This window comes from Bacillus sp. RB3, assembly GCF_030164735.1.
Taxonomy (GTDB): domain Bacteria; phylum Bacillota; class Bacilli; order Bacillales; family Bacillaceae_G; genus Bacillus_A; species Bacillus_A cereus.
Genome location: NZ_JASNGE010000003.1, coordinates 141,960 through 159,318, shown reverse-complemented (window position 1 = coordinate 159,318; position 17,359 = coordinate 141,960). Strand labels below are relative to the sequence as shown.

The following is a 17,359-nucleotide window of genomic DNA, read 5'->3' as shown; positions in this document are numbered from 1 at the left end:
AAAGGATGATCCGTTCATGCCAATTAATCAACAACATCAATTAGAAGTGCTGAAAGATATTTTAGTCAACCACCAAAGTGATTGCTGCGGGACAGTTTCAGAATGCGAGCAATTAGAGCGCCTCATTCAATCGTTACTCGCAAACGATAATATAAGTAGTGACGCTAAAACAATGCTAAACGATGTATATTCTTATAGTCAATCGGGTAAATCTTCCTCTAATTTGGACAACCATATTTCCAATAATCAAGAACAACTTACTCAGTGGATTGCTGGAATGGACAATTTTTCTTAAGTATTATTCTGAAGCAAGTAGTTGCTGTAAATATTGATGCCAATATTCAGCTTCTGCTTGCTGTTTTTTTGTTGTATGCCATTGAATAGACAAAATCGTTTGTGCTATCACATACCATCTCATACGCCTAAGCAGCGATTCATCCATTTCAATATCATAATAACCGAGCCACTCACTCCACTCCTGGCGCGGAATGTACCAATATAATAACATACCGAGGTCTAGAGCTGGGTCAGCAATTACAGCTCCATCCCAATCAATTAAAAACAATTCATCTTCATCCGACAATAGCCAGTTGTTATGGTTTACATCACAATGGCATACAACGAATTCATTGTATTCAATAGCTTTTAATGAATCCATTAAATATTGAAGGCCTTGCTGAATTGTTTCATCATCCCTTATATCTCCTCTTAAAACGAGTTGCAGTTGTTGTAATAACTCTTGTGCGTGAAGCGGCTGCTTCCCAAGTCTTTGAATCATCTGTACAAGCGCTTTAGAGGAGTGTATTTTCTTCAAAAGTTTCGCAACACGTTCTAGTTTCATATCCTCTGGCTCTAGCTTCTGTCCCGGAAGCCATTTTTGAGCAGAAATTACATCACCATTCGTTACCCTTCTTGTCCAAAGTAATTTTGGAACAATTCCTTCTGCTGACAATACCGCTAAAAAGGGCGATGTATTCCGCTTTAAAAATAACTTCTGTTGTCCGTTTTGCGCAATATATGCATCGCCCGTTACTCCACCAGCCGGTACAAGACTCCACTCTTTTCCTAATAATTGTTCCAACCATTCCATATTCATTACCCGTTAACAAATCCTTATCTTTTATAGTTATGAAAAGAAAAACCGCAACATTTCTACACATGTTGTGGATTCATATATTTTACTGTAAATGCAAAGAAAAATTAGCCTAAGCCAAAAATCCTCTATTTTATTTTACAAAACCTGTCATAGAATGACAACTTATCAAAATCGTCACCTTTGTCAATTCTACATTTATTACATTCTCATCGTCAAGTAGCGATTTGTCACATTATCGTCAATATATACGTGCTAATTGGAGCGAGCCTAAGTTCCTTTCCTCTAAATGAAGAAATTGGCTCTATTTTCGCTTCGTTTTCGTTTACTAACACATGCCACGTTGCTTCTTTCGGAAGTTGCACAGTTTTAGCTTCTAAACCGCTATTAAATAAGACGATAATCTCTTTCCACGGCCCAAACGATTCTGCATGCTCTAGGTGATATGCAAGTACTTCTGTAGATGTTTGTAAGAAAGTCATATGTTTTTTTATAAGGTCTGCATTTTGTAATCGGAATGCCCCATGCTCTTTACGAATCGCAATTAAACCTTTTATATAGTTAACGGTTTCTATCTCTTTCTCTTTTTGATCCCAATCTAATTGATTGATCTCATCATTTGCATTATAACTATTTTCATTTCCTTTCTTCGTACGATAAAACTCTTGCCCTGCGTGTAAGAAAGGAATGCCTTGTGAAAGAATAACCATTGCGCTCGCTAATAGGTGACGTTTTTTCAAAATCGTTTCTGATTCTTCATTACTGCGCACTAGTTTATCCCACATCGTCATATTATCATGACATTCTACATAGTTAATGCTTTGCGCCGGCTCTAAAAACAGCCCTGTTTCTTTCATACTTAAAAGACTTCCTGCTGCAATATACTGCAAATGATTACAGTCTACATGCCCACCAAATGCAAAACCACGCTTATTTATATGAAATGTACTCCCTTTTATCCCATCACGAAATTGATCATTAAACTGCGCGATATGTGGCATTTTCTTCGCATTATTTAACGTTGCTTTTTCCTCAAGAGGAAGCGGTGTTTGTAAATCCCATCCTTCTCCTAATAACAAAGCATCTCGTTTTATGTTTCGCACTTCTTTCTCTATCATATTCATTGTATCAACATCTAAAATTCCCATTAAATCGAATCGGAATCCATCGACATTGTATTCAGTAAGCCAATATAAAATAGACTCTACAATGAATTTCCTCATCATTTTCCGTTCAGATGCTATATCATTTCCGACTCCCGTCCCATTAGAAGGCATACCATCTTCACCATGACGAAAATAGTATCCTGGAACAAGCTTCTCAAATGATGATAGCTCTCTTTCATAAACATGATTATATACAACATCTATAATCACCCTAATACCTTGTTCATGAAATGTTTCAATTAGTTGTTTGCACTCAACTATCCTGTTATACGGATCAGAGGGGTTTGTAGCATAATATCCTGTTGGTGCATTGTAATATAATGGATTGTACCCCCAATTATAGGCAGAAGAAGGATTCGCCTCATCCACACCACCGAAACAATATAAAGGCAATAATTCAACATGCGTAACGCCTAAATCTTTTATATGAGACAAACCTGTCAATGTCCCATTTCGTCCTGTTGTTCCTTCTTCCATTAGCCCTTTATACGTCCCTTTTTTACTCACTCCACTGTTCGGATGAATAGTAGCATCACGAATATGCAACTCATACAATATAGCATCTGTCATTGCTTGTAATGGTGGTAATTGCTCTCGTTTCGTTACAGTCGTCTTTTCTAAATCGATAACAATGCCATACTTTCCATTTACAGTCACTGACTTTGCGTAAGGATCCACCGCTTCGTTCCATATTAAATTAATACAAACAAGAAATGTATAGCGTGCTCCGTCTAAATCACCTTGTAATGTTTGAATCCAAACTCCGTTTTCTCCCCTGTACATTTCATGATCGGTATATTCTTTATCGCTCTTATAAATTCTTACTTTCGCAAGCCTTGCAGTTGGGGCCCATACTTTAAATGTCGTTTCTTGTTTTTGATACACAGCACCTAAATCTGTACCTTCGTAATAATACTTTTCATCGAAAATTTTTGTTCGAATAACAGCACCTATTTGTAAATCAGTTTCTTCATTCCGTTCATCTCGTACTGTATAATACTTCCCCACATCTAGCGGCTCTTCTATAAAGCACTCATACTTCGTTGCATCTGGAAGCGCAATAGTATGAGCAATCGGTAAATCTTTCACATTACTTCCTTCTTGCAAACGAAATGTCCGACTTGTTCCATACGCATGTGGGAGCAAAATTGTAATTTTATTCATTTCATCTAAATAGGCATCAAATGGACGTTTTACTTTCAACATAAAAAAATCACCATCATTCTCAAAGTTAAAATAAAGTGAAACTTTAATGAGCGAGAAAATTTTTCCATCCTCACTTATTATTAGCCTTCACCAATTAGGCGAGATAAAATGAGCTGCAAATGATAAGGCTTTTCTTATCAACAAGACTCTATACAGTAACTCCATTCTTCTCTATAGTATATTCACCTGCATAAAAAACGTTTTCAACATTCTATTTTTGTAATTTTATTTCAGCAATCGATTTATACTTCGGGGTTTCTTTCACGTGGGATTCGTATAAAGTAATTGTATCTGCTTGAAATGATATTTCAGGCACTTCTTTTATACTTTCTAAACGAAACTTTTCTTCTCCTATCCATTTACGAGCAACGGTAATATGCGGGTGATACGGGCGTATTTCTAGAGAAAATCCATTTTCTTCACAAATGGCATGTACTTGCTTTTGCAACTGAAACAAATCGTGATTCTCACTTACCTTCGCCCAAAAAATACGGGGCTGATCTTCCCTACCAAACGTTGAAAAACCTTGTAACGTGAACGATAGTTCTTTTGTTTCTGCAACTGTTTGTAATCCATTTTTTATTCCCTCTAATTGTTCCTCCGTTGCACTCCCTAAAAATGAAAGGGTAATATGATAGTCTTCTTTATGTACCCATGAACGAAATTGTAATTCCTCTTGCATGTCCTTTTTATAGTTATACAGCATTTCTTTTATATGATTCGGTAACGTAATTGCGACAAAATAATGCAGTTCCATGTACATCTTCTCCTTCTTTCTATTGTTGCTTTTCTTTCTTATCTCATTCAGGTAAAAAGAAGCCGCTCTCCAAAATAGAGAGCGGACATTATTTATATATCCATTACTTCGCTAATTCATGAATTGCTTGCGCGTAAATTGCTGTTGCTTTTAATAAGTCTTCAATTTCGATATACTCATCTTTTTGATGTGCAAGTTCTTCTTTTCCAGGGAATAGCGGGCCAAATGCCACACCAGCTTTTAATGAACGAGCATAAGTACCGCCGCCGATTGCTAATAGTTCTGCTTTTTCACCTGTTTGTTCTTCATACACACGTTGTAACGTACGGATTAATACGTGATCTTTATCGACGTGATGTGGGCGAGAATTAGAATAGTCAGCCACTTCAAAACCATGCGTACCAACATATTCTTTCAACTTCACAATTGTTTCTTCAAAGTTAGTTGTAACTGGGTAACGTACGTTTAGCCCTAAGTTACCACCGTTTTCTTTCGTATAAGAAATGCGACCGACATTCACTGTTAACGGACCGCTAATTTCATCTTTATAAGCAATAGTAGCTTTTTCACCAAAAATATCACCAGTAAATGTTTCTGTTGCAAATGTGGCAAATGCAGTTGCTTTTCCATTAAGTGAAACTGTAGTTAAGAAGTTTGCTAATAATAAACCTGCATTTTCTCCTTTTTCAGGAGTAGATCCGTGCGCTGAAATTCCTTCTATTTGCAACGTCACTGCATTTCCTTCTATAGTCGATTTCCCTATTTTTTTAGCATTTTGTAAATATTCTTCATATGCTACTGTAAGTGCATTTACATCTTCTCCTGTAATAACCGCTTCTGCAAAATCAGGAACCATATTTAAACGGCGCCCTGAATCAAATGAAACAAGTTCATATGTACCTTTTTTCTCTTCACTACCATTTTGCACAACTTGTATGTCAGAAATTCCTTTTTCTGCATTAATAATTGGAAAGTCTGCATCTGGTGCAAAACCGATTGTTGGCATTTCTTCATTTTTAAAGTAGTGATCTACACATTTCCAATTACTTTCCTCATCTGTTCCTATAATCATACGAACACGTTTGGAAAGAGGTAAGCCTAGTTCTTTCACAATTTTCATCGCATAATATGCTGCCATCGTTGGGCCTTTATCGTCAATTGCACCACGTGCAAAAATCTTTCCATCGCGAATATCCGCACTATATGCAGGAGTCGTCCAGCCATCTCCTTCTGGTACAACATCAACGTGACAAAGAATGCCTACTAACTCTTCTCCTTGTCCCATTTCAAGATGACCTGCATATCCTTCTAAATTTTTAGAAGCAAAACCTTCAGTTTCTCCTTTATGTAACATGAAAAATAAAGCTTTTTCTACACCTTCACCGAATGGTGCGCCCTCTTTCGCCGATTCTTCTTCCCATACACTTTTAATTTGTAAAAATTGTTGTGTATCACGAATTAAATCATCTTTTCGTTTCGCAACTTCTTCTGTCCAATTAATTGCTGACATCACGCATCCATCCTTCACTATATTGTTTCTTTCATCATAACAAACCGAAATCTCTTATGCCATACACGAAAACTAAATACCGAACAATTGTAATATTTCAGATATTTCTTATTAGTTTTTCTTTTATTTTTTTAAAAAAATTTGCAGGAATTTGGCGTTTTACGTAGAATTTTATGTGTTAGTTGACTGACCATATATACAATGTCAACTACCAATATTTTTCTATATGAATATTTGTTAAATTTCTGTAAAATTTAAGTAGATTAAAGCATGAATTTTATCATGTAGAGTACAATGGTAGTAACGACCTTCTTTCCTGAATGGGGTCAAAAAAACTAGTAGAGGAGTGGTTTTCTCTTGAAACCTACAACTACTCGTATGCTAACACGCATTAAATCAATTTATATGTACATCAATGAAAACGGAACGGTAACGACGAAAGACCTTGTAGATGAGTTCGGGATCACACCGCGAACGATACAACGTGATCTAAATGTGTTGCAGTTTAATGAACTCGTGTATAGCCCTTGCCGCGGTAAGTGGACAACAACAGGAAAGAAAGTGAGAATGACCTCATAATGAAAAATAATTGTATGTAAATAAATACATACCCCTTTCTAATAATTAGAAAGGGGTCTTTTCTGCGCCTATAAAGGTACTACTTTTCAGTATCTACTTGATATGTTTTTAACATTTCTACTTCTTCATCTGTTAACTCTCGGTATTGTCCAAGTTCTAGTTCTTCATCTAATACTAACGGACCCATCTCTGTTCTCTTTAGGTAGACTACTTTTTTCCCTACCGCTTCAAACATACGCTTCACTTGATGGAATTTCCCTTCCGTAATCACAAGCTCAATTTCAGAAATATCATCGCTTTTCAATATTGTAAGTGCACCTGGCTTTGTTTCATAGCCATCATCTAAAATAACACCTTTAGCAAACTCTTTTACATCCTCTTCTGTTACTACTCCTGCAACGTGTGCATAATATTTTTTCGGCACATGCTTTTTCGGAGATAATAATTGATGTGATAACTTCCCATCATTTGTTATCAATAAGAAACCTTCCGTATCGATATCAAGTCGTCCAACTGGGAACGGATCAAAGATTGCATCTTCTAATTCTAATAAATCTATTACTGTTTCATGATTATCATCTTCCGTCGCTGAAATAACACCTTGTGGTTTATGCATCATTAAGTAAACAAATTCTTTGTATTCCACAACTTCACCGTGAATCATAACTTCTTGCTCTTCTACATTTACATGAACTTTCGCATCTTTTACTGGCGTTCCATCAATTTTCACAACGCCGTCTTTCAATAATTTCTTTACTTCTTTTCTACTTCCATATCCCATATTTGCTAATAATTTATCTAATCTCACGTTTTTCACCTTCTTTATTTATCATAGAAAAGGGGACGTAATTACGCCCCTCTTGATTTCAACTTTATTTTAAATCTACTACCAAGTTTACGTTGAATTTTATCTAATGCTTCTCCGCCAAATACTCTTTCAAGTACTCCTGTGCGAATTGCTAACAATCCGTAAACAAGACCGCCAATACCTGCACAAATTGCAACTGTTATAAGGGCACCAATACGGCCATCAGGCGAAATCATGAAGGATAGAAGCCATTGTGATAGTTTTACAGCAACGACCATTATAAGTGTTAGTACTGCAATTTGGAATGTTCTTTTATATACAACACCGAATGAATAGTGTGCGTATTTTTTAATTTGTTGATTTGTGTACCAAACAGAAGCTAAGAAACCAACTGCTGTTGCTAGAATTGCTCCTACTGTACCGAAATAACGAATAAAGATTACGTTACATACAAATTTCAAAATAACGCCCATTATAAGCGCAATAATCGCATGCTTCTGCTGGTTAATACCTTGCAGGATTGCCGCTGTTACTGTAAATAAAGCGAATAACAACGCAACTGGTGCATACCACATTAATACTTGTCCACCTAGTGGATCTGAATCGTAAAACGCAGTATAAATTGGATATGCCAGTGAAGAAATACCGACAACTGCTGGCAATGTTAAAAACATATTCGCCTGGAATGTTTGTGTAATTTGTAATTTCAAATAACGGTATTGTTTTTCAGTAAATGATTTTGTAATTGCTGGTACAAGCGTTAAACTAAACGCTGTTGCAAGTGATACAGGAATCATAATTAACTTATGCGTCCACATTGTGAAAATACCGAGAGCTCGCTCTGCGATATCCCCTTGACCAATCGCCTGCATAATTGAGTTAAATGTCAATGTATCAATTTGTTGATATAAAGGAATTGTTAACCCAATTACAACGTAAGGAATCGCATATGCAAATAACTCTTTAAACAATTGAACGGTGCTTACTGTTGATTCTGGTACAGTTTGTTCAATTAAATATTGATCCAAATATTTTTTACGCTTTAGCCAGTACCAAATTAACACACCGAGTGCTCCAACCGCTGAAACGAACGCAGCAAATGTCGCTACTCCAACTGCTGTTGCAACTGTACCGCCAAGTACTTTAATAACGATAAAACTACCCGCTAATAAAAAGACGATACGAATAATTTGTTCAATAATTTGTGAAACGGTAGTTGGTCCCATAGACTGGTGACCTTGGAAATAACCACGAATTAAACTCGCTGCTGGTACAACAATAAGTGCGAAACTTACAAGACGAATGATCGTCGTAACTTCTCCTACATTATTGTGTATACTTTGTTTACCAAGCATCGCTTCTGCAAACAATGGCGCCGTCATGTACAGTACTAGGAACGAAAGAACTCCTGTTACTATCATCATAACCATTCCCGAGCGGAACATTCTCCGGCTCGTTTTATAATCGCCAAGCGCATTATATTTGGAAACAAATTTTGAAACAGCAAGTGGCACACCTGCCGTTGCGATACTTAAAAAGATCGTATATGGAATGTATCCATATGTATAGAGCGTTCCGCCTTCTGTTCCTACTAATGCATGAAACGGAAAGACGTAAATCATGCCTAAGAACTTTACTAAAAATGTCCCTAGCGTAACAATAAGCGTTCCGCGCAGAAATTTCGAATCGGACATACAAAAATCCTCCTACATCTACATAAAGTGAAACTATAATTAGTTGGAGACTTCTCTCCTACTCCTTATTAGTTGAACCATTCGAGCATTTACAGGCTAACAGACTCCCTATTTACTTCTCCTAAATCTTGAGGTTTTAGTCTTATCGCCTACAAATGGCAGGATAGTGCTGAACTCTAACTTTTGTATTGTACCACAATTCTCTCATTAAGCAGTACTTCACTCTATTTTTCTTTTAAGGGAAAACATGCTATTCTTTTAGGCAGGAAATGTAGAAAATGAGGTCGATATATTATGCATTATGATGTTATTGTCATCGGCGGCGGTCCTTCTGGGCTAATGGCTGCAATTGGTGCTGCAGAAGAAGGCGCAAATGTCTTACTTCTTGATAAAGGAAATAAACTTGGGCGTAAACTTGCAATTTCTGGTGGCGGACGCTGTAACGTAACGAACCGTCTACCACTTGATGAAATTGTTAAACATATACCAGGAAACGGTCGCTTCTTATACAGCGCTTTTTCTATTTTTAATAATGAAGATATTATTACATTCTTCGAAAATCTTGGTGTTAAATTGAAAGAAGAAGACCACGGTCGCATGTTCCCTGTGTCAAACAAAGCACAATCTGTTGTAGACGCACTTTTAACACGATTAAAAGACTTAGGTGTAAAAATTCGTACAAATACGCCTGTTGAAACGATTGAATATGAAAATGGTCAAACGAAAGCAGTTATACTGCAAACAGGTGAAGTGTTAGAAACAAATCACGTCGTTATCGCTGTTGGCGGAAAATCAGTTCCTCAAACTGGATCTACTGGAGACGGATATGCTTGGGCTGAAAAAGCGGGTCATACAATCACAGAATTATTCCCAACAGAAGTACCTATCCTTTCAAACGAGCCGTTTATACGTGACCGCTCATTACAAGGTCTTGCTTTACGTGATATAAACTTAAGTGTATTAAACCCGAAAGGAAAAGCTATCATTTCTCACAAAATGGACATGCTCTTCACTCATTTCGGCCTATCCGGACCCGCTGCTCTTCGCTGTAGTCAATTCGTCGTGAAAGCACTGAAAAAGTTTAAAACGAATACAATACAAATGAGTATTGATGCATTGCCAGAGGAAAATAGTGAGCAACTATTCCAGCGCATGCTGAAACAAATGAAAGAAGATCCGAAAAAAGGAATTAAAAACGTTTTAAAAGGTTATGTTCCTGAACGTTACTTCCTATTCTTATTAGAAAAAAATGAAATTGACGGTAGCGAACAAGCTGGACAAGTTTCTCACGAAAAGATTCGTGCACTTGTGAAAGACTTTAAAGAGTTTACTGTGAATGTAAATGGTACGCAGTCAATTGAAAAAGCATTCGTTACTGGCGGCGGTGTATCCGTGAAAGAAATTAACCCGAAAGAAATGTCTTCTAAATTTACGAACGGCTTATATTTCTGCGGAGAAGTTCTTGATATTCACGGTTATACTGGTGGCTATAATATTACATCAGCCCTTGTTACTGGTAGAATTGCCGGAACGACAGCTGGAGAAAACGCGAAAATGCAGTATTAAAAAAAGAAACAGGGATTCCTGTTTCTTTTTTTATAGGTACATGAAATTATATGAGCAATTCCACAAATATATCAGCGATTCCGCAACTTATATCAGCGATTCTGCAACTTATATCGGCGATTTTCCAAATTTATCGCCTTACCGACAAGAAGCGACAAATATCTGCTCCATGTAACTTTCCATTGCTTTTTTGTTGCTTTATTTACCTTAGTACCTTTATATTTTATATTGTTGAATATTTAAAAAAGGGTAAGGGGAAAACAAATGAGAAAAAAAGTCATGATGTCTTTAATGTTAATGACGTTTCTTTCTGCGGTAGAAGGAACGATTGTTAGTACAGCAATCCCTCGTATAACGAGTGATTTGTCAGGCGTCGAACTTGTTAGTTGGGTATATGCAATTTATATGCTTGCAACAGCTGTTTCGACTCCAATATACGGAAAGCTCGCTGATTTATTTGGCCGTAAAAAAGTTTTACTGATCGGAGCTACAATCTTTTTAGTCGGTTCTGCACTTTGCGGAGTCGTTACATCGATGGAACAATTAATCTTTTTCCGCGCGCTTCAAGGTATCGGTGCTGGTGCTGTTATGCCAATCACAATGACGATTATTGGAGACTTATATAGCGAAGCGAAAGACCGCGCGAAAGCACAAGGTTGGATGAGTGCCGTTTGGGGTGTATCCGGTGTTATCGGACCGTTAGTAGGTGGATTTTTAGTTGATTCCCTTTCTTGGCGCTATATTTTCTTCCTAAACGTTCCATTCGGAATTATCGCTTGCTTAATGATTGCAATTTACTACAAAGAATCTATTAAACCTGCTAAGCATCATATCGATTATCTTGGTGCAACAGTCTTCTCATTAAGTACAATCGCTCTACTATATGCATTATTAACAGGTAGCAGTAAGCAAAACTGGGGAGACATGACAATTATCGGCCTATTAATCTTTGCCGCTATTTCATTTATTATTTTCTTATTCATCGAGAAAAAATCTCCAGAACCATTAATTCCGCTAGCACTTTTCTCTAACCGTACATTATCTACGATAAATATATTAACTCTTATTGCTGGCGCAATGATTATTAGTATTACAATGTACCTTCCAATTTGGAGCCAAGGTGTATTAGGGAAAAATGCTACAGAAGCTGGACTTATTTTAATGCCAATCCCTGTTATGTGGACATTTGGCGCTATTTTCTCTGGTAACTTAGTAGGCAAATTAAAAACGAAACAAATCATTTTACTTGGAGCTAGCATTTTATCAGTCGCTACGTTCTTATTATTTACACTATCAACAAATTCACCATCGTTCCTTATTTATGTAGCAGTCGGATTATTCGGCTTAGGAATGGGGCTTGTGACACCGATTTACATGGTAACAATTCAAGCAGCCGTACCAGCTCATACACGCGGAACAGCCGTTGGTTTAAACACATTTATTAATACATTCAGTCAAACGTTAGGTGCTGCAATCTTTGGAACAATCTTTAATACGATGATTCATGCACGCGGCATTAAAAACCTTGATCTTGTATCTGGTGGACACGGCGGGACTACAGCAAGTGTAGCCACTGAATCACAATCCGCATTAGCTGCAAGTGTACACGTTATTTATATGAGCACTTTCGTATTAGCAGTATGTACATTAATTATCGGTTGGCTTTTATTAAAGCCAGCTACACAAACAAGTGAGCAACAATAAAAAGGATGACCATTTTGGTCATCCTTTTTTTATTCTTCATTCTCCACAATATGTTTCAGCATGGATAATTTATTATCCCAAAAACGTTCATAATATGAGAGCCACTGTTGTAATTCTTCTAATGGTTCTGGATGCAAACGATATATCTTCTCTCTTCCGCTTTTTCTTCCACTTACTAATTTTGCTTCCGAAAGAATATGAAGGTGCTTTACAACCGCAGTACGACTCATCGGAAAATGATCCGTTATTTTGGAAATCGGTAACTCTTTGTCACTTAATAACCGTATTACTTCTCGGCGGGTTGGATCAGCAATTGCTTGAAATACATCATATTTCGCTGCTGACGAGGACACTTAGCCTTCGACAACCTTTTTCAGTTTTTCATTTACAATTGCTACCCAACCACCGCTCATTCTATCGCGAATAATAGAGCTCTTCGCATTTGCTTTCGGAAGAATTTCATCAGGATGTTTCCAGCCGCCGTGAATTAACGTAAATTCTGTTTTGTTATCTCCTAAGTCTTTCAAATTAAATGAAACAACCCAGCCATCTGTATCCCATGAGAAAGATAAATGGTTTGGCTCATCAATTTCTAACACTTTACATGGTGATGGCCCAAATGGTGATTGCACATGAAATTCATGTCCTACCTCTAATACAAAATCATTTGGCATAAACCATGACGCAATCCCTTCTGCAGTTGATACTACACTCCATACCTTTTGAATAGACGCGTTAAAAACGATTGTTTGTTTAATATCATTTAATGTATTTTGTTGTTCCATTTTCATTCTCCTTTACTCGGCGTTACAACATAACACCTTTTGGTTATACTTCGATAATATAACACCTTTTAGTTTCATGTCAACGCCAATTCTTTTACTGTTGAGAAATTCTCAACATTTTTTCAACAGGACAAACACCCTCTTAGCATTCCCTCATAATATACTCACAAAGGCAATACAAAATAAAAACTTCTCTCAACATGAAACTCCATCATTCATATTGAAAGAAGCGCCTTACTTATATCATGCGTACTTCGTCTCTCCTCCTTCCCTCAAGGGACAATACGCGAGATATGACAAATCAGAAGGAATATGCCCACCATTTGAGTAGGTAGTTATTTCTCTTCTCCTCAACATTTCCTCAGGAGCGAAATGACTACCGACTCACTTTTTTCAAACAAAAATAAAAAGGGGATGAAAGCTATGTTCTATTGCATTAACTGCTCTGATATTCATCATGAAAAACATCCGAATGATAAAGTATTCAAAAACGGTTTTTATATTGATCCATTTTTAGGTGATCGTTATCACCTTGGTATGTGTAAAGATGCCCAAAATCATGAAACAGGGGAGCCTCTTTTAACGACAAAGAAATTAGGCACACCCCAATCTATTATGAACGTATTACCGACACATGTTGTCCCAACATAAAACATAAAAAAGAGCTGGGTGAGCCAGCTCTTTTTTATGCTTTATAAACGATCATTGCTGAAAAACAATAAATTTGGTTTTCATCGTCGTTAATGGAAACACCAACTTGATACTTAATATCTACAAAGTTGCTATCATCAATCTTTTTCAAAAACACATTCACAGCGTCTTCTAAGTCTTTTTCGTGACTTTCATCAAAAACTTTCACACGAATCATGTTAACACCATCCTAGATCGCAGCCCTCCGCCGCTTGATTATTGCCACGGTGCGTATCTATGATGCGATAAAACTTTCCATTCTCATATATATATCCGTCTTCTAACACATATTTTTTATCTTCAGTATAGACATAAAACTTACCTATCATAAATTTACTCGTATATAATTCCAAATAATTTGGTCTAAATTTAGCTACAACTTTATTTGTAATATCAATTTTTATTGTGCGCCCCACCTTCTCTCCCTCCTTTGCAAAGAACGGATTTAGGTATATTGTATTAGCGCTTTTACATTTTATGCTTAAAAATAAGTGGATATGCCTTCTTTCTCACCTGTACTATTTTTCTAAAAAAATCACTATAAAGTGAAACTTTAATCAACGGAGGGGTTTATTCATCCTCCACTGATTATCAGCCCGACCACCCACCTAACTTCTTTGCTTTCGCTGAATTTTGAGGTGGGGGTCTTATTGCCCGTTAATGCGGGATAAATAAGTTCAAAAAAAACATAAAAAAAGCACTTTATCTTATTGACTATAATATAAATATTATGTTATCATATAAAATTTGACATTTTTATATACGTATGCTATCATTAAAAGTGGTTACCACATATGGAGGTGGATGATTTGTTTCAAATTGGTGATAAAATCGTTTATCCAATGCACGGTGCAGGAATCATCGAAGCAATTGAAGAGAAAGAAATATTAGGTACTTCACGTCAATATTGTGTGATACGCATCATTAGTAAAGATATGCAAGTAATGCTTCCGATGGATCAATTAAAAAAATCAGGTATTCGTTATATCGTTGATCGAGGTACGTTAGATGATATACTTCTTGAATTTCAAAACGGGGAGTCAGACCCATCACTCTCATGGAAACAAAGATATACAATGAATATGGAAAAAATGAAAAATGGCAATTTACAAGATAGCGCAGAAGTGGTTCGGGATTTACTTCGCCGTAATAAAGAGAGAACATTAAATGCGAGCGAAAAACAAATGCTAGATAATGCACGAAAAATGATGATCAGCGAAGTCGCGCTCGTACAAAATGTTACTGAACATCAAGCAACAGAATTTCTTCAAGATACAATTAATCACTAAATTTAAAATAGCTGGCCGCTATTTTTTTTGTAAAAAAAGGACGAAGAGTTTTATCTCTTCGTCCTTTTATATTACCCACGCCCAGCTTGAAACGATGGATATAACGTCATTCCACCATCTGCAAATAGCGTAATTCCCGTTACGTAACTCGCCTCTGATGAAGCAAGCCAAGTTGCTACTGCTGCGATTTCTTCAGGTTTTCCAATATAGCCCATAGGTATCATACTTTCTACGTCAGCACGTTTTTTAGGATCAGCAAACTTTTCTGCATTGATTGGCGTATTAATTGCACCTGGTCCTATATTATTTACTCGAATACCTTTTGGCGCATATTCTAGCGCTAACGTTTCTGTCATCAGTTTAATGCCACCCTTACTTGCTGCATAGTGCACAAATAGTGGCCACGGAATTTTCTCATGAACACTAGACATATTAATGACAGACCCTTTAATATCATGTTCTACAAAATATTTAATCGCTTCACGACTTCCTAAAAAAGCACCTGTTAAATTTGTATTAATTACCCTATTCCAATCTTCAAGCGGCATTTCATGCGACGGTACCGCGTTTTCTATCCCTGCATTATTAATCATAACGTCAAGCGTACCAAACTCTTTCACAGCAGATTGAATGAGATTCACAACATCTGATTCGACGGTTACATCACCTTTTACAGCAATCGCTTCGCCGCCTACCTTTTTAATTTCTTCTAACACATCATTCGCTTCTGATTCTCGTGAGCGATAATTAATAACCACTTTCGCTTTTTCCTTAGCAAACCTTACTCCCATCGCTCTTCCGAGACCAGTTGCTGATCCTGTAATAACGACAACTTTCCCTGCTAAATCACTATACATTTCCATACCTCCTTTAACTTTTGGCTATACCTAACATAATTCCGGCTGCGATAATAAAAACGATACCGACAACGATACCCGTTAATTGACGTTTCGTTTTCTTTTCACCTAATATAAGGATCCCACCAAGCGTGGAAATAATAATTCCCATTTGCGATAGCGAGAAACTTGTTGCGACTCCAACACGCGGCTGTGAAATGAATAAAAACATATTTCCAGCTGCCCAAATTAATCCTGGAATAATATTGCGAATTGCATATTTATTAAATGGATGATGTTTAAAGGTAAGCAAAATCCCACCTAACACCATACCAACTGCTTGTGGCAACAAAGCCGACCAGCCATCTACGTTAAATAACCTAATTACTACTACGTAAACTAAATAACCGACTGTTGAAATTAATAAAATTACGATACCTCTTTTAAAGTTTGCTGCTTGCTCTGCATTCTTTTCTTCTTCACTTTGAAGCGATGTTAAAATAACACCGATAATAATACAAACGAGCGCTAAAATCCCAAGGACGACCGATATTGTCGTGGACCATTCATGAAATACGATAACGCCAAATAAAGTCGTCGCGACTAATTGAAGTCCTGTTGAAATTGGCATCGTCCTCGAAACACCCATTAAATCAATACTTTTCAATTGATTTGCCTGACCAAGCGCCCAAAATAAACCTGACACAACTCCAACTCCGATAACGGTAGGTGTTAATACTGGCTTCATAAAAATATAAACAACAATTGAGAAAATAAGTGCTCCAAACGTTGTTCCGAGCGTTTGACTATACGGGCCCCCGCCCAGTTTTACGTTAAATAGCACAATACTTCCCCAAAATATAGCTGGTAAAATCGCTAAAAATATATCCATCACTCATTACCTTTCTTTACTAAATGCCATAGATTATCACTCTAAGTCGTTAGAGTGAGCTTTTATTTTTTCTTTTTCCCGTTCACAAACTTTTTCTGCAATAACGTCAGAAACATTCTTTTCTCGCTCCACTTTCTTTATCTTTACGTGATCTAAATGATCTTCCAAAGTAAGCGTAACTTTATCGTTCGGCGGATTATGCGCTCCTTGAAATGTAAGAAATTGTAGCTTCACTTCGTATCTAGGAACAAATTCATCTTTCTTGCCGAGACGCTTTATATCTATAACTGAAGCACATTCATATTGATCTTCTGTCACTTGTCTAATAACTGAATAGTACCTATTTGATAATGCACTCTCTAAAAGCTGTTCTCTTGATTCTTTCGCGAAAGAATCGCTTGGAGAAGAGAAAAAGGCCACACATAGCATTGTGATAACTACACATATTTTTTTCATAGTTCCCTCCTTGTTCTATAGATTAGTGTTCTCAAAACTGCCATAAAAAAACGACTTTCCCTATGTAGGAAAGTCGTTTTAATGAATCCAATATTAACCACCGCTCACTGGTGGAATTAGTGCAACAACATCACCAGATTGGACCCTGTCATCTTCATTTGCGTATTCTTCATTAATCGCAACCATAATTGGCTCTGAAACTGGTACATTATATTCGTTCGCAACAACATCTTTTAACTGTGCAACCGTAATATTTTCTTTCTCTATTTGTAATTCACTTGTCCCTGCTTCTTCTTGCAAGTGCGCAAATAACAATACTCTAATCATA

At 36.8% G+C, this 17,359-nt stretch carries 20 protein-coding genes; 6 read left to right on the top strand and 14 right to left on the bottom strand.

What is annotated here, in order from left to right; genetic code table 11:
* Window positions 1–16: 16 nt before the first annotated feature.
* Window positions 17–295 carry a YtzH-like family protein gene (locus tag QO049_RS06205; RefSeq protein WP_001122235.1) on the top strand — a complete coding sequence of 93 codons (279 nt, stop codon included), beginning with the start codon at window positions 17–19 and terminating at the stop codon, window positions 293–295.
* A 3-nt stretch (window positions 296–298) separates the two neighbouring features.
* Here the strand turns inward: QO049_RS06205 and QO049_RS06200 are convergent, their stop codons facing one another.
* The 4 genes from QO049_RS06200 to pepV form a co-directional block, all read right to left on the bottom strand.
* The gene (locus QO049_RS06200) at window positions 299–1,096 is read right to left on the bottom strand and encodes a phosphotransferase family protein (protein ID WP_001986674.1); all 798 of its coding nucleotides are present in this window, start codon (window positions 1,094–1,096) and stop codon (window positions 299–301) included.
* A 227-nt stretch (window positions 1,097–1,323) separates the two neighbouring features.
* Complete coding sequence (gene pulA / locus QO049_RS06195) at window positions 1,324–3,465, bottom strand: type I pullulanase (protein WP_098283173.1); 2,142 nt, start codon at window positions 3,463–3,465, stop codon at window positions 1,324–1,326.
* 211 nt (window positions 3,466–3,676) lie between these two features.
* Complete coding sequence (gene thpR, locus QO049_RS06190; protein WP_000418996.1) at window positions 3,677–4,222, bottom strand: RNA 2',3'-cyclic phosphodiesterase; 546 nt, start codon at window positions 4,220–4,222, stop codon at window positions 3,677–3,679.
* 103 nt (window positions 4,223–4,325) lie between these two features.
* The gene (gene pepV, locus QO049_RS06185; RefSeq protein WP_284489207.1) at window positions 4,326–5,732 is read right to left on the bottom strand and encodes a dipeptidase PepV; all 1,407 of its coding nucleotides are present in this window, start codon (window positions 5,730–5,732) and stop codon (window positions 4,326–4,328) included.
* 357 nt (window positions 5,733–6,089) lie between these two features.
* On the opposite strand from pepV, the gene QO049_RS06180 reads away from it, so the two are divergent.
* Window positions 6,090–6,311 (top strand): DeoR family transcriptional regulator, encoded by a 222-nt coding sequence (locus QO049_RS06180; protein WP_000805512.1) that lies wholly within the window; start codon window positions 6,090–6,092, stop codon window positions 6,309–6,311.
* A gap of 79 nt (window positions 6,312–6,390) precedes the next feature.
* Here the strand turns inward: QO049_RS06180 and QO049_RS06175 are convergent, their stop codons facing one another.
* Window positions 6,391–7,119, bottom strand: coding sequence for a pseudouridine synthase (locus QO049_RS06175; protein WP_001234947.1), 729 nt, complete (start codon window positions 7,117–7,119; stop codon window positions 6,391–6,393).
* 41 nt (window positions 7,120–7,160) lie between these two features.
* The gene (locus QO049_RS06170) at window positions 7,161–8,813 is read right to left on the bottom strand and encodes a putative polysaccharide biosynthesis protein (RefSeq protein WP_001284029.1); all 1,653 of its coding nucleotides are present in this window, start codon (window positions 8,811–8,813) and stop codon (window positions 7,161–7,163) included.
* Window positions 8,814–9,107: 294 nt separating this feature from the next.
* Here QO049_RS06170 and QO049_RS06165 point away from each other — a divergent pair, with 294 nt between their 5' ends.
* Entirely contained in the window at window positions 9,108–10,379 is a 1,272-nt protein-coding gene (locus QO049_RS06165) for a BaiN/RdsA family NAD(P)/FAD-dependent oxidoreductase (RefSeq protein WP_000558859.1), read from the top strand.
* A 264-nt stretch (window positions 10,380–10,643) separates the two neighbouring features.
* Entirely contained in the window at window positions 10,644–12,083 is a 1,440-nt protein-coding gene (locus QO049_RS06160) for an MDR family MFS transporter (RefSeq protein WP_001228022.1), read from the top strand.
* 29 nt (window positions 12,084–12,112) lie between these two features.
* Here the strand turns inward: QO049_RS06160 and QO049_RS06155 are convergent, their stop codons facing one another.
* Both QO049_RS06155 and QO049_RS06150 read right to left on the bottom strand, forming a co-directional pair.
* A complete protein-coding gene (locus QO049_RS06155; protein WP_171856421.1) occupies window positions 12,113–12,436 on the bottom strand; it encodes an ArsR/SmtB family transcription factor in 324 nt (107 codons plus the stop codon).
* Window positions 12,437–12,868, bottom strand: a complete 432-nt coding sequence (locus QO049_RS06150; protein ID WP_000437769.1) for an SRPBCC family protein — start codon at window positions 12,866–12,868, stop codon at window positions 12,437–12,439.
* A 423-nt stretch (window positions 12,869–13,291) separates the two neighbouring features.
* On the opposite strand from QO049_RS06150, the gene QO049_RS06145 reads away from it, so the two are divergent.
* Window positions 13,292–13,519 carry a DUF3973 domain-containing protein gene (locus QO049_RS06145; protein WP_000498988.1) on the top strand — a complete coding sequence of 76 codons (228 nt, stop codon included), beginning with the start codon at window positions 13,292–13,294 and terminating at the stop codon, window positions 13,517–13,519.
* 34 nt (window positions 13,520–13,553) lie between these two features.
* Here QO049_RS06145 and QO049_RS06140 read toward each other — a convergent pair whose 3' ends face one another.
* Together QO049_RS06140 and QO049_RS06135 are read right to left on the bottom strand one after the other, a co-directional pair.
* Window positions 13,554–13,736 (bottom strand): sporulation protein Cse60, encoded by a 183-nt coding sequence (locus tag QO049_RS06140; RefSeq protein WP_000621751.1) that lies wholly within the window; start codon window positions 13,734–13,736, stop codon window positions 13,554–13,556.
* Between the two features lies 1 nt (window position 13,737).
* On the bottom strand, window positions 13,738–13,974 hold the full coding sequence (locus tag QO049_RS06135; protein ID WP_000533804.1) for a DUF2553 family protein: 237 nt from the start codon (window positions 13,972–13,974) through the stop codon (window positions 13,738–13,740).
* Between the two features lie 378 nt (window positions 13,975–14,352).
* On the opposite strand from QO049_RS06135, the gene QO049_RS06130 reads away from it, so the two are divergent.
* Window positions 14,353–14,847, top strand: coding sequence for a CarD family transcriptional regulator (locus QO049_RS06130; RefSeq protein ID WP_000451444.1), 495 nt, complete (start codon window positions 14,353–14,355; stop codon window positions 14,845–14,847).
* A gap of 71 nt (window positions 14,848–14,918) precedes the next feature.
* Here the strand turns inward: QO049_RS06130 and QO049_RS06125 are convergent, their stop codons facing one another.
* From QO049_RS06125 to moaD, 4 genes are all read right to left on the bottom strand, one after another.
* Entirely contained in the window at window positions 14,919–15,704 is a 786-nt protein-coding gene (locus tag QO049_RS06125; RefSeq protein WP_000286673.1) for a glucose 1-dehydrogenase, read from the bottom strand.
* 13 nt (window positions 15,705–15,717) lie between these two features.
* Window positions 15,718–16,575 (bottom strand): glucose uptake protein GlcU, encoded by an 858-nt coding sequence (gene glcU / locus QO049_RS06120; RefSeq protein ID WP_000350861.1) that lies wholly within the window; start codon window positions 16,573–16,575, stop codon window positions 15,718–15,720.
* A 36-nt stretch (window positions 16,576–16,611) separates the two neighbouring features.
* Window positions 16,612–17,031, bottom strand: a complete 420-nt coding sequence (locus tag QO049_RS06115) for a DUF3888 domain-containing protein (RefSeq protein WP_000717679.1) — start codon at window positions 17,029–17,031, stop codon at window positions 16,612–16,614.
* Window positions 17,032–17,124: 93 nt separating this feature from the next.
* Window positions 17,125–17,358, bottom strand: coding sequence for a molybdopterin converting factor subunit 1 (gene moaD, locus QO049_RS06110; RefSeq protein ID WP_000621778.1), 234 nt, complete (start codon window positions 17,356–17,358; stop codon window positions 17,125–17,127).
* Between the last annotated feature and the right edge of the window lies 1 nt (window position 17,359).